The following is a 20,977-nucleotide window of genomic DNA, read 5'->3' as shown; positions in this document are numbered from 1 at the left end:
ATGCCGCCGCCCGCGAGATCGCCGCCGCCGTCTCCGGCTTTACCGTCGTCGTCACCAAGTCGACCGTGCCCGTCGGCACCGGCGACGAGATCGAGCGCATCTTCCGCGAGGAGTTCCCGGATAAGGACATCGCCGTCGTCTCCAACCCGGAATTCCTGCGCGAGGGTGCGGCCATCACCGACTTCAAGCGCCCCGACCGCATCGTCATCGGCACCGAGGAGCCGCGCGCCATCGAGATCATGCGCGAGGTCTACCGGCCGCTCTATCTCAACGAGGCGCCGCTGTATTTCTGCGAGCGCCGCACCTCCGAGCTGATCAAATACGCCGCCAACGCGTTCCTCGCCATGAAGATCACCTTCATCAACGAGATCGCCGATCTTTGCGAGCAGATCGGCGCCGACGTGCAGAAGGTCGCCAAGGGCATCGGCATGGACAAGCGCATCGGCGACAAGTTCCTGCACGCAGGTCCCGGCTACGGCGGCTCGTGCTTCCCCAAGGATACGCTGGCGCTGGTCAAGACGGCGCAGGATTTCGACAGCCCGGTTCGGCTGATCGAGACCACCGTCGCCATCAACGACAACCGCAAGCGGGCCATGGGCCGCAAGGTGATCGCCGCCTGCGACGGCAGCGTGCGCGGCAAGAAGATCGCCATCCTGGGCCTGACCTTCAAGCCGAACACCGACGACATGCGCGACGCGCCCTCGATCACCATCATCCAGGCGTTGCTCGACGGCGGCGCCACCGTGCATGCCTATGATCCGGAGGGCATGGAGGCGGCAAAAGACGTGCTCGGGCCGATCACCTACGGCACCGACCCTTACGAGATCGCCGAAGGCGCCGACGCCATCGTGCTGGTCACCGAATGGGACGAGTTCCGCGCGCTCGACTTCCGCCGCCTCAAGGCCACGATGAAAAGCCCCGTCCTCGTCGACCTCCGCAACATCTACCCCGTCGCCGAGATCACCCGCCATGGGTTCAGCCACTTCGCCGTCGGCAAGAAGAATGGAACCGTTTAGACAAGCTTTTACGTCTTCTGGTCGGCTTGGATTCCGAAAGCAGTTTCGTTTCGGCAAATTGATGCTGGCGGGAAGCCGACATCTGGGACTTTGGCCATCCAGGAATCCAGCAGGGGCCTTGTTGCCAGGGTCCTGATTGGCGGCGGCGTCCGTTTCAGGCGATGTGGTTCGACGTTACCGCAGCATTCCTGGCTGCTTTGGATCGACGATCGTCCGCCCTTACTTGATCTCCGCCGCGAAAGAAGCCATGTATCCCGGCACCTGCCCACACAACCGGAATCAGAATGTCCACGCAATCGCTCGATGCACATAATGAGGCAGACCACCCACCTGCTGTGGCCTTGCGCGGGACGATGCCGGAAGAGCAGATGCTGTACGACAGGCTCATCGATGCCATCATCGACAAGAGATTGCGGCCGGGGCAGCATCTGAATGAGGTCAAACTCGCCGCCGCCTACAACGTGCCTCGCTCCCGGATAAGGCGGGTACTTGAACGGCTTCGCGACGAGTCCGTCGTAGAGTTTCAGCTCAATCGTGGTGCTTTCGTCTCTCGCCCGACTGTCAAGGAGGCGATCGACGTCTTCGAGGCACGCCGCCATCTCGATGTGGCGATCGCCGAAATGGTGTGTCGACGTGCGACGCAAGCAGATATCGTAACGCTGCGCCACCATGTTGGCCGACAGCATCAGGTGATCCATACCGGCGGGGCCGAGATCAACAGGGTCGGCGCCGATTTCCACGAGCTGCTCGCCGAGATGTCGGGCAACGAGGTGATCCGCCGGATGCTGACGGTGCTGATGCGTCGAGTTTCCCTCATCCAGTCGCTTTACGAGCGCTCAAACAGCATCTGCCTCGTTCACGACCACGAGACACTGATCGACAAGATCGAGGCGGGCGACGTCGAGGGGGCGCGGAACGAAGCCTTGCGCCATTGCGAGCATATCGAGGCCGCTCTTGATTTCACCGAGAGGCGCCGACTCGAAATCGATATCTACGAACTTCCCTGATAGCCTGCCATTTTCTTAGGCAAGCGGCGCTTGATTGCGCATTCTGCTGGCTCCCATGCGGCAATCCTGCAAGTTCGGGAGCGGATTTACCCTGATAAATCCTTTCCCGCCAAATTGGCACGTTCATTGCTTATGTAAGATTGCACGCAATATTGCAGGCAATAACTGAATTCGTTTCAATCGATGTGACACGTTGGAGAGCGCGGATGACTTTGGGTCTGGGAAAACTGGCCGGCATAGTACTGGGGGTAGGGCTTGGGATGACGGTGGCGGATGCGTCGGCCACCGACCTTGCGGCTTTTCAGAAGAAAATCGAAAACTATACGGCAAAGCCGGTCTTCGAGGCCCCCGGCGAGCCCTTCGATGCGGCCAAATGCATGGCGGACAAGTCCATCATGAGCATTCCCGTATCAACCGCCAATCCTTTCACTGCCAATATCGAAAAGGCGATGCAAGCGGTCGCCAAGAAGGTCGGCTTCAAGTTTTCCACCTGGGAAAACCAGGGCCAGAGCTCGCAATGGGTACAGGGCATGGATGCCGCTCTGAACCAGAAGGTCGATCTGATCGATCTGCTGGCCGGCACCGATCCGCGGGTCCTCGTTCCGCAGGTCAAGGCTGCGCAGGACGCCAAGATCCCCGTCATCGCGTCGCATTATAACGGCATCGAGCAGTCGGCCGAGGTCGCCAAGACCGCGACCGGCGACGTTCCGATCGATTACAAGAAAGCCGGCGCGCTTCTCGCCGATTGGGCGATTACCAAGACCGAGGGCAAGTTGAACGCTCTCGTTCTGATCGCGACCGGCCCTCTTTCCACGGACAGCATGGTTGCAGGCATCAAGGAAGAGATGGCGCAGTGCGACGAATGCAAGTCGACCACGCTCAACTATCCGGTCACGGATTGGGCGACACGCATCACCCCCGGCGTTCAGGCGGCGCTCCTTGCCGATCCGAGCATCAACTACATCATCGTCATTTATGACAGCATGACGCAGTTCGTCGTTCCCGCCATCACCATCACGGGTGCTCAGGACCGCGTGAAGATCGCGACCTTCAACGGCACGCCTTTCGTCGTCGGCATGGTGCAGAAGGGTCAGGTCGAAATGGATATCGGCGAGAATCTCGACTGGATCGCCCATTCCATCCTCGATTCCGAAATGCGCCGCATCTGCGGTCTTTCGGTTCCCAAGGATCCCAAAATCCCCTTCATGATGTTCACCAAGGACAATGCGATGGATGCCGGCAATCCTCCGCAACTCTCTCAGGGCTATGGCGACGCCTATGTCGACGGCTTCGCCAAGCTGTGGATGCTGAAGTGAATTCGGCAAGCGACACTGTGTCGACCTATCGGCAGGGGGAGCCTCTGGCCCTCCTGCTGACAGGCGTCACCAAGATCTTCGGCGGACACCGGGCGCTCAACGATGTTTCGTTGGAGATCAGGCAGGGCGAGGTTCACGGACTTCTCGGTCAGAACGGCTCCGGCAAGTCGACGCTGATCAAGGTGCTTGCGGGCTTTCATGCGCCCGAACCCGGAGCGCAGATGCATGTCTGCGGCGAGGCCGTGCCGCTTCCGCTGGCGCCAGGCGCGTTTCGGGAGCATCGCATCAGCTTCGTTCATCAGCATCTGGGATTGATCCCAGCCCTGACGGTCCTCGAAAACATGCTGATCGGCCAGCTTTCTCAGAGTCGGTCGATGGCCATCGCCTGGCGCGCCGAACGCAAGAAGGTTGCCAGTCGATTTGCGACCTACGGTCTCGATCTCAATCCGGATGCTACTGTTGCGGACCTTTCACCGGTGCAGTGCGCGCTTCTTGCGATCGTCCGCGCGAGCAGCGAAATGGAAAATGGCGACGGCGACGGCAACGGCAACGGCAACGGTCTTCTTATTCTGGACGAGCCGACCCCTTTTCTTCCTCGTAAGGACGTCGAGCAGCTCTTTGCCGTCGTGCGCCGGGTGGTAAGCGCCGGTGCCAGTGTGATTTTTGTCTCGCATGATGTCGATGAGGTGATGGAAATCACGGATCGGGCGACCGTACTGCGTGACGGGAAGGTCGCCGCCCGGCTCGATACGCGCAACGCGTCGAAGCAGGATTTCATCGAAGCGATCGTCGGTCGCCGCCTGGGGGAGGTCAGTCACAAGACCGAGGTGGCGGAAAGCGGACCCGTTTCGCTGGAAGTAAAGAGAATGTCCGGTGGCACGATCGTCGATTTCGACCTGACCGCGCATGAAGGCGAGGTCGTGGGCCTGACCGGCCTAGTAGGGAGCGGCTATAATGAGATTCCCTATCTTCTCTATGGCGCAAAACCAGCAGAAGGGACAGCGCAGCTCGGGACGACGGCCTTCGAGATAGGCAAGGTCACGCCTCGGAAGTCGATGGCGCAAGGTGTGGTTCTGATCCCCGGCGACCGGGCCCATGCCGGTGCGATCGGTCCGCTGCCGGTGTCAGACAATGTCACGATGCCGGTGCTGACGACGCGTTTCTCTCGTCTTGCGCTGAACAGGTCTGCAATGGTGCGATTGTCGTCGGAACTCGCGGAGCGGTTCGACGTGCGCCCGCGCAACGCGGATTTGCCTATCGCCAATCTCTCGGGCGGCAATCAGCAAAAAGTCATGCTGGCGAAATGGCTGCAGAGTTCACCGAAGCTGGTGTTGCTGGACGAGCCGACGCAGGGCGTCGACATCGGTGCACGGCAAACCGTGTTCAAACACATCAAGGACAGCGCCGAAGCCGGTGCGACGGTGCTCTGCGCCAGTTCCGATTATGAGCAGCTGGCAGCGATCTGCAATCGCGTTCTGATCTTCTCGCAAGGGCGAGTGATCGCCACGCTGACAGGTGCCGACGTCAACAAGGATACGATCGCAGAGATCAGTCTCGGCGCCGAACGAAAGGAAATGACCCATGTCACAGAAGCCTGACGCCGCAACCGCTACTGCGCCGGCCGGGATCAAAGCATCAGACCTTGCGAAGCGCGCCGAGCAGTTCGGCCTGATCATCGTATGGTTGGCGATGATCGCCGTCTTCGGCTATCTGCGGCCGGAGACCTTCCTGACCTGGGGCAATCTTTCGACCCTGCTCGGGTCGCAGGCTGTGCTTGTCGTGCTGACACTCGGGCTGCTGGTGCCGCTGAGTGCGAATGATTTCGACCTCTCGATCGCCTATACGATGACGCTGTCGTCGATGATCATCGCCGTGCTGAACGTCAATTATGGAATCGGCATCGGCTGGGCCATCCTGGCCGCACTTGGCGCCGGAATGCTGACCGGCTTGGTGAACGGCATTCTGATCACCTATTTCCGGATTCATTCGCTGATCGTCACGCTGGGCGTCGGCACGTTCTTGCATGGCCTGACCCTGTGGATCAGCGATTCCATGACGATCAGCGGGGTGTCCATGACACTGATCGATGTCGTCATCGTAAAGCGCCTCTTCGGGATCCCGCTGGAGTTCTACTACGCGATCCTGATCGCATTCATCATCTGGTACGTGCTGGAATATACGGCTATCGGTCGCCGCATCCTGTTCGTTGGCCGCGGGCGTGAAGTCGCGCGCCTCTCGGGCATAAATACCGACCGCGTGCGCATCGGCTGCCTGGTCGCGTCCGGCTTCCTCGGATCTCTGGCCGGTGTGCTCTACACCGGAACACAGGGTGCGGCCGATCCGGTCTCCGGCGTATCCTTCCAGCTACCCGCCTTCGCCGCGGCCTTTCTCGGCTCGACCTGCATCGCTCCCGGTCGCTTCAATCCCTGGGGCACCACCGTCGCCGTCTATTTCCTCGTGACCGGCATCACCGGGCTCGTCTTCCTCGGCTTCAGTTCCTTCATCCAGGAAATGTTCTACGGCGGGGCGCTGGTCATCGCCGTCACCCTGTCGCAGCTCGTGCGCGGCCGCCAGGAACAGCAATTCTAACATTCAAATCGGAGGCCGTATCATGGCTTATCAACCCGAACGCAATTTCATCGGTTATGCAGACACCCCGCCGGATCCGAAATGGCCGGGCGGAGCGCGGCTCGCCCTCAACTTCGTGCTCAACTACGAGGAAGGGTCGGAATACAGCATCGGCGACAATGACGGCGTCAGCGACCATGGCCTTATCGAGGTCCAGGGGTCGCCCGTACCTCGCGGGGAACGGGATCTCGCCGCCGAATCCATGTTCGAATATGGCAGTCGGGTCGGTTTCTGGCGACTGATGCGGATATTCCGCGAGCGCGATCTGCCGATGACGATCTATGCCTGCGCCCTGGCGCTGGAGCGCAATCCCGCCGCCGCCGCGGCGATCAGGGCCGCAGGGCACGACATGTGCTGCCACGGCTGGCGCTGGATCGAGCATTTCAAGCTCACCGAGGACCAGGAGCGCGAGCATATCCGCCTCGCGGTGGAAAGCCTGAAGAAGACGCTCGGCGACCGTCCCTTCGGCTGGTACTGCCGGCACGGGCCGAGCATCAACACCCGCCGTCTTGTCATGGAGGAAGGCGGCTTCCTCTACGATAGCGACACGTATAACGACGAATTGCCCTATTATGTCATGGTCGGCGACAAGCCGCAGCTCGTCATTCCCTACACGCTCACCAACAACGATCTGAAATGGGCGACGGGTACCGTCGGCACCGGCGGCGATTTCTTCGAATATCTCAAGGAAAGCTTCGACTTTCTCTACGAGGAAGGGGCGACGCAGCCGAAGATGATGAATGTCGGTATGCATATGCGCCTGCTCGGTCATCCCGGCCGCGCCTCCGGTTTGGCAAAGTTCCTCGATTACGTGAAGTCGAAGCCCGATGTCTGGGTGTGCAAGCGTCTTGACGTCGCGAAGCACTGGCTTGCCACGCATCCCTTCGAAAAGGATGCCGCACAATGATCATTGCGAAAGAGATCACCGAACAAGCCTTCGCACCTTTCGGCCAACTCGTGCGGCGCCCTGATCGCGCGGGGCAATCGATCGATCTCGTGAAGGAGCTCGCCAATCTTCGAGACCATGCGGGAGCGAAGTTGTCGGTCGTTGCCGTTGCATCGACCGAGTTGCCCCTCGATGCCACGCAGATGGAGCGCCACATCCACTCCTCGCAGGCGTTCATCCCGGTCGATTGCGACCGCTACCTCATCATGGTAGCACCGCACGGCGGTGACGGGCAGCCGGACGCATCCCAGCTGCATGCCTTTATCGTGCCGGGCGACCTTGGCATCAATTATAAACCCGATACTTGGCACCACCCCATCACTGCGCTTGGGCGGACGGCAACGTTTGTCGTGCTGACCTTTATCGAGGGGGATAAGTCGAAGGATGAACAGTTTGTTTCCCTACCGGAAATTGTCAAAGTGGGGCTCGCCGAAGCCTGATTGACCGGTGAAATATGGAAACGATTTCCGACCTTAGCGCCGCTCTCGCGAGCGGTGCACTCACTGCCGAGGCGCTACTGGAAAGAAGCCTGGAGCGCGTCGCCCGCCTGGATCCGGCCCTGAACAGCTTCGTTGCCATTGATCAGGATGCAGCGCGCGCTGCCGCGATGGAAAGCGATATCCGGCTGAGATCGGGCAAGGTCCGCTCGTCGATCGAAGGCATTCCCCTGTCGATCAAGGACAACCTTCTGGTCCGTGGACTGCCGGCGACATGGGGAAGCCGCGCACTGGCGGACTTCGTCCCGGATCGTGATGAACTGCCGGTGGCAAGGTTGCGCGCTGCTGGTGCGCTGATCATCGGCAAGACCAACGTGCCCGAACTGACGCTCGAGGGCTACACCAGCAACGATCTTTTCGGAACGACCCGCAATCCATGGAACACGGACCTGACACCGGGTGGCTCGTCTGGCGGTGCCGCGGCCAGTGTCGCAGCAGGGCTGGTACCGGCTGCAATCGGAACGGATGGCGGCGGATCGATCCGCCGTCCGGCTTGCCACACCGGTCTTGTTGGATGGAAGCCTTCGACCGGTCATTTTCCGCGTCTGTGGGGATTTCCGTCGATCCTGACGGATTTCGAGGTGGTGGGCAGCCTGACGAGGACCGTCCAGGACGCACGCTTGCTCGACGCGGTGATGCGCGGCGGCGATGTGCGCGACAGGCGTTCTCTCTTCGAGCGGCCGCAAGCCGCGTCGCACAGGCCGAGGGTGCTGTTCGTTCCGCGGTTTGCTGATGTGCCTGTCGACCCGGAGGTTGAGACGGAGACCGCGTCCTTTGCCGATCTTCTGGAAGAGAGGGGCGCACATGTGACCCCGGGCGAGCTATTCTTCGATCTCGATATGGCGGGCCACATCTGGTGGACCGTCTCGCGCACTGGTGCGGCCTCCATGATGAAGTGGCGCGATGGCCTTCTCAAGTCCATGGCCGGCTCTTCGGTAAAGACCATGGCCGAGGAAGGGGAAACAATCTCGGCGCCTGACTATCTCCTGGTCCTTGAACAAATCGCCGCCTTTCGAGAGCATCTTGCGGGAATATTCTCGGCATATGATTTCGTCCTGACCCCCACTGCCGGCGCTCTGCCGTGGGCCGCGGAGTTGCCTTATCCTGACAAAATCGCCGGAAAGTTGGCCGGACCGCGCGATCACGCGGTCTTCACGGGGTGGGTCAACATAGCCGGCTATCCGGCAATAAATTTGCCAATTGGCCTTTCAGGAAGCGGGCTGCCGATCGGCGTGCAACTTGTGGCCGGTTTCGGACGTGATGACGAGCTGATGAACTTCGCCGCGGGGCTCAGCCTTCCAATCTGAACGAAAAGCTGGCGTGGCAGATGGGAGAGGGCCAGGACTTTGCGTGATCCAGCTGACCATCGTGCATCGGCAATTTGGATATGGTCTCAAGAAGGTGGACGAGGCCCTTTCGGATCCTAGAACGAGCCGAACCGGGAGAATTCGGCCTTTGACCACTCAATGAGGTTGAAGACGGAAGCTTGCAAACAACCTCTTCACGCTGTCGCAACCCTCCGCTGCAAGGTCAAATTTTTGCCCTGAGAGTAACCATTCGTAAGTCAAGCCTTTCATTACCCACTTCACGGCATAACTTGATGATGCGGGGGTCCAGCTTGGCGCCAGTCTCTGATTGCAGGCGGCCACCTCCAAGGTGCGTTCGAGATTTTGCGTATGGGAATCATCGAGCGCCTCCATTTCCTGGGCAACCTGATGAAATTCCTTGATCACATTTGTACGGAGCAGAATGGTAAGCATTCGCTGCCGTTGCCTGTCGTGCGCCAGGAGCTTGAACCAGTCGCAACAAGCCTTTTCGATGACCGCGAGTGCTGTACGTTCGTCACAGATCGAATTTTCGAGATCCAACATCGAGACCGCCTGGGGCAGCCGGGCGGAATTGTAGAGTTCCAGGAATAGTTCATTCTTGCTGGCGAAATGCCAGTAAATGGCGCCCCTGGTCACGTTTGCCACCGCGGCGATCTCGTCGAGCGTCGTGGCTGCAAATCCTTTCTCGAAGAAAACATGTTCCGCCGCGATGAGAATTGCGGCCTTGGTTTCGGCCGCCTCTGCCTTTGTCCTTCTCATGCTCCCTCCTCCTGGGCTCCGTGAGAGCGCCGACGATATCGGCGCTCTGCGTTAGTATGCGATGCTCCCTGCGCAAAGGCCATCGCTGCATTTTCGTCTCAATGAGCTGGTGTTGCCTTTGCGTCAACATCCTTCTCGGGCTTCGGTTCGTTGCGAGCGCCGCCGAACAATCGCATGACGAAGACAAAGAAGACCGGCACGAAGAAAATTGCCAGCAAGGTTGCCGAGATCATGCCGCCGAGCACGCCCGTGCCAATCGCATTTTGGCTCGCCGCACTGGCGCCTGTTGCAATCGCCATCGGTACAACGCCGAGCGTAAATGCCAGCGATGTCATCAGGATCGGCCGAAAGCGCAGGTGAGCGGCTTCAATCGTCGCTTCGTAGGTCGTCCGGCCCTCGGCACGCAGATCTTTGGCGAACTCGATGATCAGAATGGCATTCTTGGCCGAAAGGCCGATGATCGCGATCAGACCGACGAGGAAGTAAACGTCGTTGGACATGCCGCGAAGAAGAACGGCGGCAACCGAGCCGATGACGCCGAGCGGCACGACCAGCATGACCGAGATCGGGATCGACCAGCTTTCGTACAGCGCTGCCAGAAGCAGGAAGACGAACAGGATCGAGAGCGCGATCAGGGCAGGGGCCTGCGAACCCGATTGGATTTCCTGCAGCGACTGGCCGGTCCATTCGTAACCGAAACCAGCGGGCAGGTCAGCGGCAAGCCTCTCCATTTCGGCGATGGCCTCACCGGAGGAGTAGCCCGGAGCGGACTGACCGGCGATGCGTACCGACGGATAGCCGTTGTAGCCGACCACCTGTGCCGGGCCACGGATCCATTCCACGTTGGCAAAGGACGACATAGGCACCATGCCGCCATTGGAGTTGCGTACGTTTAGCTTCAGCAGGTCCTCGGTCGACTTACGCTGGTTTCCGTCGGCCTGTACGGTGACGCGCTGCATGCGTCCGGCATTCGGGAAGTCATTGACGTAGGACGATCCGAGATTGGCGGTGATCGTCGCGTTGATGTCGGCGAACGTGACGCCAAATGTATTGGCTTTCTCGCGGTCAATGATCAGATCCACCTGAGCGGAATCCGGCATGCCTTCGATGCGCAGCCCCGCAAGGATCGGGCTCTTGCGTGCAGCAGCCATCAGCTGATCCTTGGCCGCTGCAAGCGCCGCCTGCCCGTTTCCGCCACGATCCTGAAGGCGGAACGTGAAGCCGGACGAATTGCCGAGACCCTGGATCGGCGGAGGTGACAGGGAAAAGGCGATCGCATCGCGAATACCGGAAGTCTGGGCGTTGACGCGCCGAGCGATCGCGGCAGCGGAATCTTCCGGACCGCGTTCTGCCCAGTCCTTCAGGGTGATGAAGGCAAGAGCTGCGTTCTGTCCGCTACCGGAGAAGGAATAACCGTTGATGGCGATGATCCGGTCTACGGCCTTTTCCTTGAGAGCGACTTTCTCGATCTGCTTGATGACATCGATGGTACGGTCGGTGCTGGCCTCGGCGGGCGCCTGCGCGTCGACGATCAGGAAGCCCTGGTCTTCGTTCGGCAGGAACGCGCTGGGGATCTGCACATAGGCCCAGCCGAGACCGCCCAGCAGTGCGACATAGATGATCATGAAACGGCCGGAACGCTTGATGATGCTGCCGACAGCGCCTGAATACTTGTGCGACGCCTTGTCGAAGCCCCGGTTGAACAGCCCGAAGAAGCCCTTCTTCTGGTGGTGGCCTTCCGGAATGGGCTTGAGGAACGAGCCGCACAGCGCCGGTGTGAGCGACAGGGCGAGGAAGCCTGAGAACAGGATCGAGACCACCATCGTCAGCGAGAACTGCTGATAGATGATGCCCACCGCTCCGGGGAAGAAGGCCATCGGGATGAACACGGCACTGAGAACCAGCGTGATGCCGATGATCGCACCGGAGATTTGACCCATCGCCTTTCGGGTGGCTTCCTTTGGCGGCAGTTTTTCTTCTGCCATGATACGTTCGACATTTTCGACGACCACGATCGCGTCGTCGACGAGAATGCCGATGGCCAGCACCATCGCGAACATCGTTAGCACGTTGATGGAAAAGCCGGAGACGTACATGACGGAACAGGTTCCGAGCAGCGCGACCGGCACCACAAGGGTCGGAATCACGGTGTAGCGGAAATTCTGCAGGAACAAGAACATCACGACAAAGACGAGAACCATCGCCTCGATCAGCGTATGGATAACCTTTTCGATCGAGACTTCCACGAACGGGCTGGTGTCATAGGGGATTTCGTATTCGAGGCCCGCAGGGAAATACTGCTTGAGGTCGGTCATGAGTTCGCGCACGCCGGTTGCCGTGTCGAGCGCGTTTGCGGTTGGCGAGAGCTGGACGCCGATCGCGGCGCTGGGCTTGCCGTTGAGACGACTGGAAAAGTTGTAGCTTTCGCCGCCCACCTCGATACGCGCCACATCGCGCAGACGAACCGAGGATCCGTCGGCGTTCGCGCGCAGCACAATCGCGCCGAATTCTTCCGGTGAAGTCAACTGGCCCTTGACGTTGACGGTCGCGGAAATCTGCTGGCCAATCGGGTTCGGTGACGCACCGATACGGCCGGCGGCCACCTGAGCGTTCTGGGCTTCGAGCGCACTCGCAACGTCGGCTGCGGTCAGGCTGAGACCGACCATTTTGTCGGGGTCGAGCCAGATGCGCATCGAGCGCTGAGTCGCGAACAGGGTGGCGCTGCCGACACCGGGAACACGACGGATTTCGCCGAGAACGTTGCGTTGCAGATAGTCTCCGAGGCCGATTACATCGGTACTGCCATCGGTTGAGGTGAGCGACACCATCATGAGAAACGAAGTGCCTGCCTGCTCGACGCGGATACCCTGCGAGGTGACGGCGCTCGGCAGGCGCGGTTCGGCGCGGGCAAGACGGTTCTGGACCTCGACCTGGGCTCCGGCAATATCCGTGCCGGGCTTGAAGGTGATGTTGATCGAGATGCGACCCGACGATTCGGATGTGGATTCGTAGTAGATCAGGCCCGGAACGCCGTTCAGTTCCTCTTCGATCTGGCGGGTCACGCCCTGGTAAATGTCTTCAGGCGAGGCGCCGGGATAATTGGTCGAAATCGTGATCTGCGGCGGCGCGACGTTGGGATACTGTGCGATCGGCAGCATCGGAATGGTGAGCAAGCCGGCAAGCATAATGAAGAGTGCAACGACCCAAGCAAAAATTGGGCGATCAATGAAAAAACTTGACATGAGACCGGCCCCTTACTGCCGCACTGACGCGGGAGGCTTTTCGGCCGCTGCATTATTGACCGCCGCTTCGGTGTCGGAGGCATTGGTTGTCTCGGGTTTGTCGCTATCAGGCTGCCACGGCTGCGGCTTGACGGTCGCACCCGGGGCGACTTTCTGGAAGCCTTCGACAATCACGCGGTCACCGGCGTTCAACCCCTGAGAGATCACCCAGCGTTCACCGATAGCCCGACCTACGCTGACACGGCGCAATTCGACCTTGTCTTCGGCTCCCACCACCAGCAAGCTCGCGTGGCCGCCGGAATCACGCTGGACCGCCTGTTGCGGCACGGCCATTGCGGCCTGCTCAAGCCCTTCCTCGATCTGGACGCGAACATACATTCCGGGGAGGAGATCGTTGCCCTTGTTGGGGAATTCTCCACGCAGCGTTACCTGCCCGGTGGTTTCGTCGACCGCAGCTTCAGAAAAGAGCAGGCGGCCGGATTCGGGATACTTTGCGCCGTTGTCGAAGACGAGCTGCGCCTTTGCTTCGTTGGGACCCGTCATCAGCTTGCCATCCTGCAGCGCCTTGCGCAGGCGGACGAGGTCAGCGACAGGCTGTGTAAAGTCGGCATACACCGGATCAAGCTGCTGGATGGTTGCCAGATTCTCGGAGCCGGAAGAGCTCACGAGGGCGCCTTCGGTGATCAACGCCCTGCCGATCCGGCCGCTGATCGGCGCGGTCACGTTTGAGTATTGAAGGCTGAGCTGCGCCTGAGCCAGACCTGCCTTCGCAATCGCGACTTCGGCGTCCGCCTGCGCAAGTTGCGCAATTGCCGTGTCGTATTCCTGGCGGGACGCGACATTCGACTTGCTCAATTGCGTTTGGCGGTCCGCTGTCTGGCGGGCTTGCAATTGAGCTGCCTCAGCGCGTCGCAGTGTGCCGGTGGCACTATCCACCTGGACCTGAAACGGAGCGGGATCAATGCGGTACAAAACGTCGCCTTGCTTGACAAGCGAGCCTTGCTGGAACACGCGCTCAACGATGATACCCGACACGCGCGGGCGCACTTCTGCCAAACGGGTTGGGGCTATGCGACCGGGGAGGTCGCTGGTGATGGGCAGTGTTTCGGGCTGCACGGTCACGATGCCGACGGGAGACGGTGGGGGCGCTTGAGGAGCAGCCGCGTCTTCTTTCTGGCAGCTTGCGAGCGACAACAGGCTTATCAGAACAAGAGCAATCTTGGCTGGTGTAGTCGGCATTAACAGTCTCCGAAATCGAAAAATACAAAATTTACATACAGACTAATACGTATATAAAGCGAATGGCAAGCTGTTTGTGCGGTGCATCAATTGGGAGATGCGAATGCAGAGGCGGTCGACCCCGCGGGGGCGCAAGACAGCCCAGCAGACGCGTGTGGAGATCCTGCAAGAAGCCGAGCGTATGTTTGTCGAGCGGGGATACGAGCTAACAACCATCGCCGGCATTGCTGCAGCTCTGCGCATATCTCCCGCCACAATCTTCAAGCATTTTTCGTCGAATGCGCGGATGTCGGTGAACCATTCGCTGAGCAAGTCAAGATCATGCGCGTGATCGCCAACAATGTCCTCGACACTTGTAGGCGAGAGCCCGGTCTTCTTAGCCTTCTGCGGATTTCCCTCATGGACGGCGAAATGGAGGGCTTTTCCGTCAGCAATATGAGAGACGTGTTCAGGGGGCATTAGCCAACTGTTTTTCGGCAAGAAACCCATCCGAGTTTACCGCCGCGCTCGCCGACAGCTTGAACATTTTACTTGCCTGGCTAATCTTGCCGTTTCCGGGCTCTCCGCGGGTGCGCGCTGGCACGACAGCAGTTGCCACGATCATAACGACGCCACGGAAGCCGGGTCATCCAGACAAGCAAGGCAATGAAGCTCGGGTCGATCCGTCGCTTCACCGCTTTTGACCAGCTTCACATCGTGCAGCCTTGTGACCGCTGTAGATAGCGATCCCGCTGTACGCAGATAGCTAGCCGCCCGCAAGTTCCGCCACGCGCCTCGCCAAGACATCGGCGGCGAAGGGTTTCGTAAGGACTTGCATCCCGCGCTCGAGGTGCCCGTGGTTGAGAACTGCGTTCTCGGCATATCCCGTGACGAAGAGGACAGGCAGATCCGGTCTGTCGCCGCGAACCGCGTCGGCCAGCTGCCGGCCGTTCATGCCATTGGGCAACCCTACGTCGGTGACCAAAAGATCGATATCCGGCCGCGCCTGAAGTATTCTCATGGCTGACGGCGCATCCTCGGCTTCGAGCACGGAATATCCCAATTCTTCAAGGATCTCGACGGCGACCATTCGAACGAGCGGTTCATCATCAACGACGAGGATGGTCATCTTCCCCGACACAGGTGGTGTTGGAGGCGAGGGTGGGAGTATCTCATCCTCGGTGGCGTCCGCGATGTGCCGGGGGAGATAGATGCAGATCATCGTGCCCTTGCCGACCTCGGAATAGATGCGGGCAGCGCCGCCCGACTGGCCGGCAAACCCATAGACCATCGATAGTCCGAGGCCTGTTCCCTGGCCCGTCGGTTTGGTGGTGAAAAACGGATCGAAGGCCCGGTCTATCACGTCCTGCGACATGCCGGTCCCGGTATCGCTGACGCACATCGACACATATTGGCCGGGCTCCACGCCGCGCGCCCGGGCGGCGCGTTCATCAAGCCACCGGTTTGCGGTTTCCACCGTCAATTTTCCGCCGTTGGGCATGGCATCGCGCGCATTGATGCAGAGATTGAGAAGCGCGTTTTCCAGCTGCCCAATGTCAACGAAGGCGGTCCACAGTCCGCCCGCGGCCGCTGTCTCGACCTCGATACCCGGTCCGACGCTGCGCGTGATCAGGTCGTGCATCCCCGCAACAACGCGGTTGATATTCGAAGGTTTCGGATCCAGCGTCTGGCGGCGGGAGAACGCCAGCAGGCGTTGCGTCAAACCCGACGCTCTCTTGACAGCGCCCTGCGCTCCGGTGAGGTAGCGGTCGAGATCGCCGATCCGCCCTTGAGCCAGTCGCGTTTTCATCAGCTCGAGACTTCCACTGATACCAGCCAGGATATTGTTGAAGTCATGCGCGAGGCCGCCGGTCAGCTGCCCGACCGCCTCCATTTTCTGAGCCTGCCGCAGTGCATCTTCGGCCTGCATGAGCGCCGCTGTACGTTCTTCCACCCGCTGTTCCAGCGTCTCCGTCAGCGCTCGCAATTCGGATGTTGCTCGGTCGCGCTCCCGTTCAATCGTCCGCCTCTCCTCGATATCGATGAGGACGCCGGGAAACGACATTGCTTTTCCGTCGGGACCGAGATCGACCCGTCCGTTCGCCTCCAGCCAGTAGAAATTGCCGTCTGCCCGCCGCGTCCGATATTGATGCGCGTAGTGGCCGCCTTGCTGCAGAGCCGTGCCCATAGCGGTAGCGAGACCGGCCTGATCGTCTGGGTGCACGGTTTCGATGACCTGCGAAAGGCTGAGGCCGGAACGTCCAAGGGAAGGATCAAATCCAAAGGCGTTGGCAAAACCGTCATCGACGGTAAATTTGTCGGACGGCACGTCCCAGAACCACGTACCGATGATGGCGCCGGCCGAAAGGGCGAGCTGCACGCGCTGTATGTTTTCGCGCGCGACCCTCTCGCTCTCGCGCAAGGCGGCCTCCGCGGTCTTTCGTGCCGTGATGTCGCGAAACAGAACCGACACCTGCCGAAGACTTTCCGGCTCAAGCCGTGTGGCCGATACCTCGATATGCCGGCCGATAGCCTTGAATTCCTGCTCGAAACGGACCGTCTTGCCGGTTTTCAATACCCCACCGTAGATATTAAGCCAGACGTCCGCATTGTCGGGCTCGATTTCACGGAGCCGTTTGCCGACGATATCCTTGATGCCTGTCTGTCGTTCGTAGCCGGTGTTGGCTTCGATGTGAGCGTAGTCGCTCATTGGCCCCTCGGGGCCATCGATGAACTCGATGATACAAAAGCCGTCATCAATGGCCTCGAAAAGCGCTCGTCGCCGGGCTTCGCTGCGAAAGAGGGCGGCATTTTCGATGGGGTCTGCTGTCGGGGTCGGGGTCTGCGGCGCCACTGGTGGTCTTTCAACTGGAGTTGACAACGCACCTACATATGCTGGCCCACGCAGAAGGCAATGAGATCCTTGGTTTTAGCCGAAAGCGACCCTGCCAAGGGCGGGTCTCACAGGCTCTGCCGCAGCTGAAACGTCGGGAACAACACGTCCGGTGAATGGTTTTGGCCTGGCGAACCAGAGGCATCCGCTCAGCAAAAAGCATACCGCTGGGCTGGTTTGCCTTTCCCACGACAGGAGTAATCATGTCCTTGAAAGCACTGGCACTGAACGGCACCTTGAAGTCCTCGAGTTCTTCGGATCCGTCCTCGACGGGAAAATTGATTGAGCTCATTGCTGAGGAATTCAAGAAATACGACGTGCACACGGAAATCATTCGACTGGCCGATTACGACATAAAGCCGGGCGTAAGCTCTGACGAAGGCACCGGCGACGCTTGGCCGGACATCCGCAGGAAGGTGCTTGAAGCCGATATCCTGATTGTCGGCACGCCGATCTGGCTCGGTCAGCCAGGGAGCGTGTGCAAGCGGGCCTTGGAAAGGATGGACGCATTTCTCGAGGAGACCGACGACCAGGGTCGCATGGTGTCTTATGGCAAGGTGGCTGCGGTTGCGGTCGTCGGCAACGAGGACGGCGCTCATCATGTATCGGCGGAAGTTTTCCAGGCACTCAACGACGTCGGCTTTACGATCCCGGCCAATGCGGTGGCTTACTGGGTCGGAGAGGCCATGGGATCGACAAACTTTGTCGACCTCAATGAGACACCTGACGCCGTCCGAACCATGATCTCCATGCTGGCGCGAAACACGGCGCATCTCGCCACGCTTTTACAGGCATCCCAGTATCCGGGCGAAGAAGGATAGTGGGCAACGGCGGTCACCGTGGACCGGCGATCGGTTTCGCAGGTGCTGATTCCTCGTGTCGCGATAGTGACGGTCGGTTTCGAAAGTCGGGCTTTTTAATGCCACCATGGCCGGTTTCGGCGATTGCGTAATCTAATTTCGGAACAAGCAGCCACTGCGCAAGTTGTCTTTCTGCCAACCAAAAAACGAGCAATATCAAGGAGCATTCAATGCGCATGAAACTCGCCGCTGCCTCGATCCTCGCACTTGGGCTGATGACTTCAGTCTCTTACGCGCAGTCCAATCCCACCCCGAACAACATGGCAGGTGACAAGACTGCTGGTGAAGATGCGGGTGGTGGCGCAAATGGCGACATCCAGAACCGGACAGGCACCAACGAACCCGTGGTCATCGATCCCAACGCCACCAACAGCACGATGGGAAATACCAACACCACGGGCACGGTTGATCGCAGCCGATGCCCCGATCCGGTGGCTCCCGGCGCCGTCGCCACTCAGGGCGGCAACAGTGGCGCGTCCGTAAGCGAAGCATGCCCGGACAATAGCCAGTGACAATCACAGCACGGGGACCGTTTCGGTCCCCGTGTCGTACCTGACGCCTGCAAGACACAGCCGCCATTTCAGGAGTTCGCCAACAGCGTCTCCATTCTCCCTTCAATCTGATTGCCCGCCTACTGCTTACCGAAGCTTTTGCGTAATTCGCCCTTTGCCTTTTCCAGGACCGTTCTCTGCGACTTAGGCAACTCGTCCCCAGCGCGATTGATGTAAAAGGTAAGCATCGACATCGCGGATCGAAACGGCGTCGTCTTGCGACGCTCGCTACGCTCGGCGGATCGCTTCAAGGAAGCCGCGATCTTTTCAGCGTTTCTCTGTTTGAAAACGCCTTCTTCCAAGTCCATAGCGTCACTGTTATCGGTCACGTCCTGCGACCATTTTTGCTTTCTGGCAGTCATGTTTCCCGCCTTTCGCTACAATATCGTCTCGGCGAGTTCGCCGCCGGTTCTGAGACTCGTCCAGCTGGCGCCACGCCGGCCACTTTAGGCGGATCGTCGTTTTCGTCTGGATTGGGAAGCGGTATCTCATCGGGCAGACGGTCCGGATCGGGCTCCTTGATCGGGGGCTCGGGTCTGAAGGGCGGGGGAACGGGCGGCACAGGCTGGCCGTCGGGAAGCGCGGGATCTCCGAGAATGAAAGTCATGCGGTGCTCCGGTTTTCGCGGTTGAGGGGCTCCGAGCGGAATTTCGATATTGACTGGCACGAAGCGTTGGCTCGTCGTGAGACTCAACCGCCGGCAACGGCGGTTGTTCCGGAAATTCGGTTTCCGCCGGTCGCGTCACGCGTGATCCGTACGCCGTTCTCACTCGTCGAAAACAACCAGGACGGGTCGGTCGTTCAGTGTGACGTCCAGTGAAATGTCCGCCACCGTACCCAAAAACATGCGCAACAACAGGATGTTATACAGCCGTCACATTTCGGCGCGTGGCGCAGGTCCGCCTGCCTCATCCCTCATCATCAAAGTCTCATGCTCGCCCCTGATCAATCGACAGTACAAAACCGGCTTCTGGCGCGTCTGCCCGACGACGAATTCGGTCCCATCCTGGACTGCCTCGAGATGGTCGATCTTCGCCAAGGCTACGTCATCGTCAAAGCCGATCGGCCTATCGACCATGTCTATTTTCTTTGCAACGGCATCGGTTCGGTCATTACCGTGTCGTCTGGCGGTCATCAGGCTGAAGCCGGGATGTTCGGACGCGAGGGGTTTTCACCGACCTCGGCTGGCGTGGGGGGAACGATCAGCGTTCACGAGGTGCTGATGCAGGTTGCTGGTTGGGGCTACAGGATGACACTGGAGGCGACGATCGACGCGATTGCGCGCCATCCTCACTTCGCGAACCTGCTCGCCCGCTTTATCCAGACCTTCGCCTCACAGATCTCCTATACGGCGCTGTCGAACGTCAACTACCAGATCGACGTGCGGCTCGCCCGATGGCTCCTCATGTCGCATGATCGTGTCGACGGTGACGAGATCGCACTCACTCACGATTTCATTTCCCTCATGCTCGGTGTCCGCAGGCCGAGCGTCACCACGGCGCTTCATGTGCTCGAGGGAGAGAGATTCATTCGTTCCGAACGCGGGCTGATCACCATCCGGGACAGGCGCGGGATGGAGGAGTTCGCCGGCGATTCCTACGGCAAGCCCGAGGAGGAATATCGGCGCCTTATCGGGGAATTGTAAGCGACGCTCGGCAGCATTTCGGAACCTTGTCGGCGCCAAGCGGTTAGCAGTGCACGATCCGGATAAGGAGCAGGACATGCTGAAGTCGATCTTGAGCGAAATTCTCGGAACGCCGCCGGCCAATGCAGAAGGCTTGGCAAGCCTTTCCCGGTTTCGCGGAAAGTGCCACGTCCTCGTGCTTTTCGAGGGATCCGCCGACGACCGACCGGAGATGCAGGAGGCGCTTCTGACCAACCAGCACGAGTCGTTGGCGGCCCGTGACGTTGTGCTGTTGCGCGTTGTGGGGGGCGGGGTGTTCTCCAGCCTGGAGAATCCCATGGCCATTGATGCGGACGACATTCGTTTCGATCTCGAGGGTCCTTCGATTGAAGAATTCGAACTCGTTCTCGTTCATCGTGATGGCGCAATCATCTTGCGGTCGAACAATCCGGTCGACATGGCACTTGTCTACGCGCAGCTCGATAAGGCGCCTGACGCCCTCCACTAATGTTGTGAGGCGACAAGTCGGAGAAGTCGTTCGAATGGCATAGGCTTTGCCAGGAACTCGACGCCCGGCACCAGATCCTGCTGGCGCAGCCGAACAAGCCCTGAAGTGATGATGATCTTCGTCCTCGGCCAAAGCGACCGGACACGCGCGGCGAGGTTAAGGCCGTCCATGTTGCCGGGCATGTTGATATCGGTAATTATCGTGCCGACGAGGTGGTGCTTCAACAGCATCATCGCCTCAGCCGCATTGGCGGCCTCGAGGGTCGAATAGCCAGCGGTTTCCAAGCGGTCGACCGTATCGTAGCGCACGAAGGGTTCGTCATCGACAACCAGGATCTGTTGCCTGTCGAGCGGCAACACGATCGGAACGGTCGCGCGCTTTCTTGAAAGAACTTCATGCCCGTCGGAGGAGGCCTGCGTTCGTTCCAGTTGTTCACGTTCGGACACGGCTTGAAGCCAGTGCTGCTCGTCATGACCCGGAAGGCATCCGGCCTGTTCCCAAAGCGCGTAGGCGCGTTTGCTGATCCACTCGTATCTCTGATCGTTCATGGCGTATCCTCCAGGCACCGCTTAACTTGGCCCGGT

19 protein-coding genes are annotated in these 20,977 nt (G+C 59.8%); 13 read left to right on the top strand and 6 right to left on the bottom strand.

Annotated features, from left to right (window positions below; translation table 11 throughout):
- The 8 genes from QTL95_RS18610 to QTL95_RS18575 form a co-directional block, all read left to right on the top strand.
- On the top strand, window positions 1-1,016 hold a 1,016-nt coding region (locus QTL95_RS18610; protein WP_289721399.1), incomplete at its 5' end, for a UDP-glucose dehydrogenase family protein.
- Window positions 1,017-1,300: 284 nt separating this feature from the next.
- Window positions 1,301-2,023 carry a GntR family transcriptional regulator gene (locus QTL95_RS18605; protein ID WP_289721398.1) on the top strand — a complete coding sequence of 241 codons (723 nt, stop codon included), beginning with the start codon at window positions 1,301-1,303 and terminating at the stop codon, window positions 2,021-2,023.
- 206 nt (window positions 2,024-2,229) lie between these two features.
- On the top strand, window positions 2,230-3,339 hold the full coding sequence (locus QTL95_RS18600) for a sugar ABC transporter substrate-binding protein (RefSeq protein WP_289721397.1): 1,110 nt from the start codon (window positions 2,230-2,232) through the stop codon (window positions 3,337-3,339).
- On the top strand, window positions 3,336-4,937 hold the full coding sequence (locus QTL95_RS18595; RefSeq protein WP_289721396.1) for a sugar ABC transporter ATP-binding protein: 1,602 nt from the start codon (window positions 3,336-3,338) through the stop codon (window positions 4,935-4,937). Before QTL95_RS18600 ends, QTL95_RS18595 begins: the two co-directional genes overlap by 4 nt.
- A complete protein-coding gene (locus tag QTL95_RS18590; protein WP_289721395.1) occupies window positions 4,921-5,928 on the top strand; it encodes an ABC transporter permease in 1,008 nt (335 codons plus the stop codon). The genes QTL95_RS18595 and QTL95_RS18590 overlap by 17 nt, the downstream gene beginning before the upstream one ends.
- Window positions 5,929-5,950: 22 nt before the next feature.
- Window positions 5,951-6,874 carry an allantoinase PuuE gene (locus tag QTL95_RS18585; RefSeq protein ID WP_289721394.1) on the top strand — a complete coding sequence of 308 codons (924 nt, stop codon included), beginning with the start codon at window positions 5,951-5,953 and terminating at the stop codon, window positions 6,872-6,874.
- A complete protein-coding gene (locus QTL95_RS18580; protein WP_289721393.1) occupies window positions 6,871-7,353 on the top strand; it encodes an ureidoglycolate lyase in 483 nt (160 codons plus the stop codon). Before QTL95_RS18585 ends, QTL95_RS18580 begins: the two co-directional genes overlap by 4 nt.
- A gap of 14 nt (window positions 7,354-7,367) precedes the next feature.
- The gene (locus QTL95_RS18575) at window positions 7,368-8,717 is read left to right on the top strand and encodes an amidase (protein ID WP_289721392.1); all 1,350 of its coding nucleotides are present in this window, start codon (window positions 7,368-7,370) and stop codon (window positions 8,715-8,717) included.
- A gap of 156 nt (window positions 8,718-8,873) precedes the next feature.
- Here QTL95_RS18575 and QTL95_RS18570 read toward each other — a convergent pair whose 3' ends face one another.
- The 3 genes from QTL95_RS18570 to QTL95_RS18560 form a co-directional block, all read right to left on the bottom strand.
- A complete protein-coding gene (locus QTL95_RS18570) occupies window positions 8,874-9,497 on the bottom strand; it encodes a TetR/AcrR family transcriptional regulator (RefSeq protein WP_289721391.1) in 624 nt (207 codons plus the stop codon).
- A gap of 98 nt (window positions 9,498-9,595) precedes the next feature.
- Entirely contained in the window at window positions 9,596-12,739 is a 3,144-nt protein-coding gene (locus QTL95_RS18565) for an efflux RND transporter permease subunit (RefSeq protein ID WP_289721390.1), read from the bottom strand.
- A 12-nt stretch (window positions 12,740-12,751) separates the two neighbouring features.
- Window positions 12,752-13,978 (bottom strand): efflux RND transporter periplasmic adaptor subunit, encoded by a 1,227-nt coding sequence (locus QTL95_RS18560; protein WP_289721389.1) that lies wholly within the window; start codon window positions 13,976-13,978, stop codon window positions 12,752-12,754.
- Window positions 13,979-14,075: 97 nt separating this feature from the next.
- Here QTL95_RS18560 and QTL95_RS28945 point away from each other — a divergent pair, with 97 nt between their 5' ends.
- Window positions 14,076-14,309 carry a helix-turn-helix domain-containing protein gene (locus QTL95_RS28945; protein WP_442981312.1) on the top strand — a complete coding sequence of 78 codons (234 nt, stop codon included), beginning with the start codon at window positions 14,076-14,078 and terminating at the stop codon, window positions 14,307-14,309.
- A 414-nt stretch (window positions 14,310-14,723) separates the two neighbouring features.
- Here QTL95_RS28945 and QTL95_RS18555 read toward each other — a convergent pair whose 3' ends face one another.
- Complete coding sequence (locus QTL95_RS18555; protein ID WP_289721388.1) at window positions 14,724-16,811, bottom strand: response regulator; 2,088 nt, start codon at window positions 16,809-16,811, stop codon at window positions 14,724-14,726.
- 242 nt (window positions 16,812-17,053) lie between these two features.
- Between QTL95_RS18555 and QTL95_RS18550 the strand changes: the two genes are divergently transcribed.
- Complete coding sequence (locus QTL95_RS18550) at window positions 17,054-17,671, top strand: flavodoxin family protein (protein WP_289721521.1); 618 nt, start codon at window positions 17,054-17,056, stop codon at window positions 17,669-17,671.
- Between the two features lie 209 nt (window positions 17,672-17,880).
- A complete protein-coding gene (locus QTL95_RS18545; protein WP_289721387.1) occupies window positions 17,881-18,222 on the top strand; it encodes a hypothetical protein in 342 nt (113 codons plus the stop codon).
- Between the two features lie 119 nt (window positions 18,223-18,341).
- On the opposite strand, the gene QTL95_RS18540 is transcribed toward QTL95_RS18545, so the two are convergent.
- Entirely contained in the window at window positions 18,342-18,623 is a 282-nt protein-coding gene (locus QTL95_RS18540; protein ID WP_289721386.1) for a DUF3175 domain-containing protein, read from the bottom strand.
- A 569-nt stretch (window positions 18,624-19,192) separates the two neighbouring features.
- On the opposite strand from QTL95_RS18540, the gene QTL95_RS18535 reads away from it, so the two are divergent.
- Together QTL95_RS18535 and QTL95_RS18530 are read left to right on the top strand one after the other, a co-directional pair.
- Entirely contained in the window at window positions 19,193-19,906 is a 714-nt protein-coding gene (locus QTL95_RS18535) for a Crp/Fnr family transcriptional regulator (protein ID WP_289721385.1), read from the top strand.
- Window positions 19,907-19,982: 76 nt separating this feature from the next.
- Complete coding sequence (locus tag QTL95_RS18530) at window positions 19,983-20,393, top strand: DUF4174 domain-containing protein (protein WP_289721384.1); 411 nt, start codon at window positions 19,983-19,985, stop codon at window positions 20,391-20,393.
- Here QTL95_RS18530 and QTL95_RS18525 read toward each other — a convergent pair.
- Entirely contained in the window at window positions 20,390-20,941 is a 552-nt protein-coding gene (locus QTL95_RS18525; RefSeq protein ID WP_289721383.1) for a response regulator, read from the bottom strand. The genes QTL95_RS18530 and QTL95_RS18525 overlap by 4 nt on opposite strands.
- Between the last annotated feature and the right edge of the window lie 36 nt (window positions 20,942-20,977).

It is taken from the genome of Rhizobium sp. S152, from assembly GCF_030380735.1.
GTDB lineage: Bacteria > Pseudomonadota > Alphaproteobacteria > Rhizobiales > Rhizobiaceae > Rhizobium.
The sequence above is the reverse complement of the archived record's forward strand: the minus strand, read 5'-3'. Positions and strand labels throughout refer to the sequence as shown.

Excerpts from the sequence above, each read along its gene's own strand:
- QTL95_RS18590 (WP_289721395.1), top strand. The coding sequence starts at position 4,921 with ATGTCACAGAAGCCTGACGCCGCAACCGCTACTGCGCCGGCCGGGATC.
- QTL95_RS28945 (WP_442981312.1), top strand. The coding sequence starts at position 14,076 with ATGCGAATGCAGAGGCGGTCGACCCCGCGGGGGCGCAAGACAGCCCAG.
- QTL95_RS18525 (WP_289721383.1), bottom strand. The coding sequence starts at position 20,941 with ATGAACGATCAGAGATACGAGTGGATCAGCAAACGCGCCTACGCGCTT.
- QTL95_RS18545 (WP_289721387.1), top strand. The coding sequence starts at position 17,881 with ATGCGCATGAAACTCGCCGCTGCCTCGATCCTCGCACTTGGGCTGATG.
- QTL95_RS18560 (WP_289721389.1), bottom strand. The coding sequence starts at position 13,978 with ATGCCGACTACACCAGCCAAGATTGCTCTTGTTCTGATAAGCCTGTTG.
- QTL95_RS18580 (WP_289721393.1), top strand. The coding sequence starts at position 6,871 with ATGATCATTGCGAAAGAGATCACCGAACAAGCCTTCGCACCTTTCGGC.
- QTL95_RS18585 (WP_289721394.1), top strand. The coding sequence starts at position 5,951 with ATGGCTTATCAACCCGAACGCAATTTCATCGGTTATGCAGACACCCCG.
- QTL95_RS18540 (WP_289721386.1), bottom strand. The coding sequence starts at position 18,623 with ATGACTGCCAGAAAGCAAAAATGGTCGCAGGACGTGACCGATAACAGT.
- QTL95_RS18550 (WP_289721521.1), top strand. The coding sequence starts at position 17,054 with ATGTCCTTGAAAGCACTGGCACTGAACGGCACCTTGAAGTCCTCGAGT.
- QTL95_RS18530 (WP_289721384.1), top strand. The coding sequence starts at position 19,983 with ATGCTGAAGTCGATCTTGAGCGAAATTCTCGGAACGCCGCCGGCCAAT.
- QTL95_RS18605 (WP_289721398.1), top strand. The coding sequence starts at position 1,301 with ATGTCCACGCAATCGCTCGATGCACATAATGAGGCAGACCACCCACCT.
- QTL95_RS18575 (WP_289721392.1), top strand. The coding sequence starts at position 7,368 with ATGGAAACGATTTCCGACCTTAGCGCCGCTCTCGCGAGCGGTGCACTC.
- QTL95_RS18600 (WP_289721397.1), top strand. The coding sequence starts at position 2,230 with ATGACTTTGGGTCTGGGAAAACTGGCCGGCATAGTACTGGGGGTAGGG.
- QTL95_RS18535 (WP_289721385.1), top strand. The coding sequence starts at position 19,193 with ATGCTCGCCCCTGATCAATCGACAGTACAAAACCGGCTTCTGGCGCGT.
- QTL95_RS18570 (WP_289721391.1), bottom strand. The coding sequence starts at position 9,497 with ATGAGAAGGACAAAGGCAGAGGCGGCCGAAACCAAGGCCGCAATTCTC.
- QTL95_RS18565 (WP_289721390.1), bottom strand. The coding sequence starts at position 12,739 with ATGTCAAGTTTTTTCATTGATCGCCCAATTTTTGCTTGGGTCGTTGCA.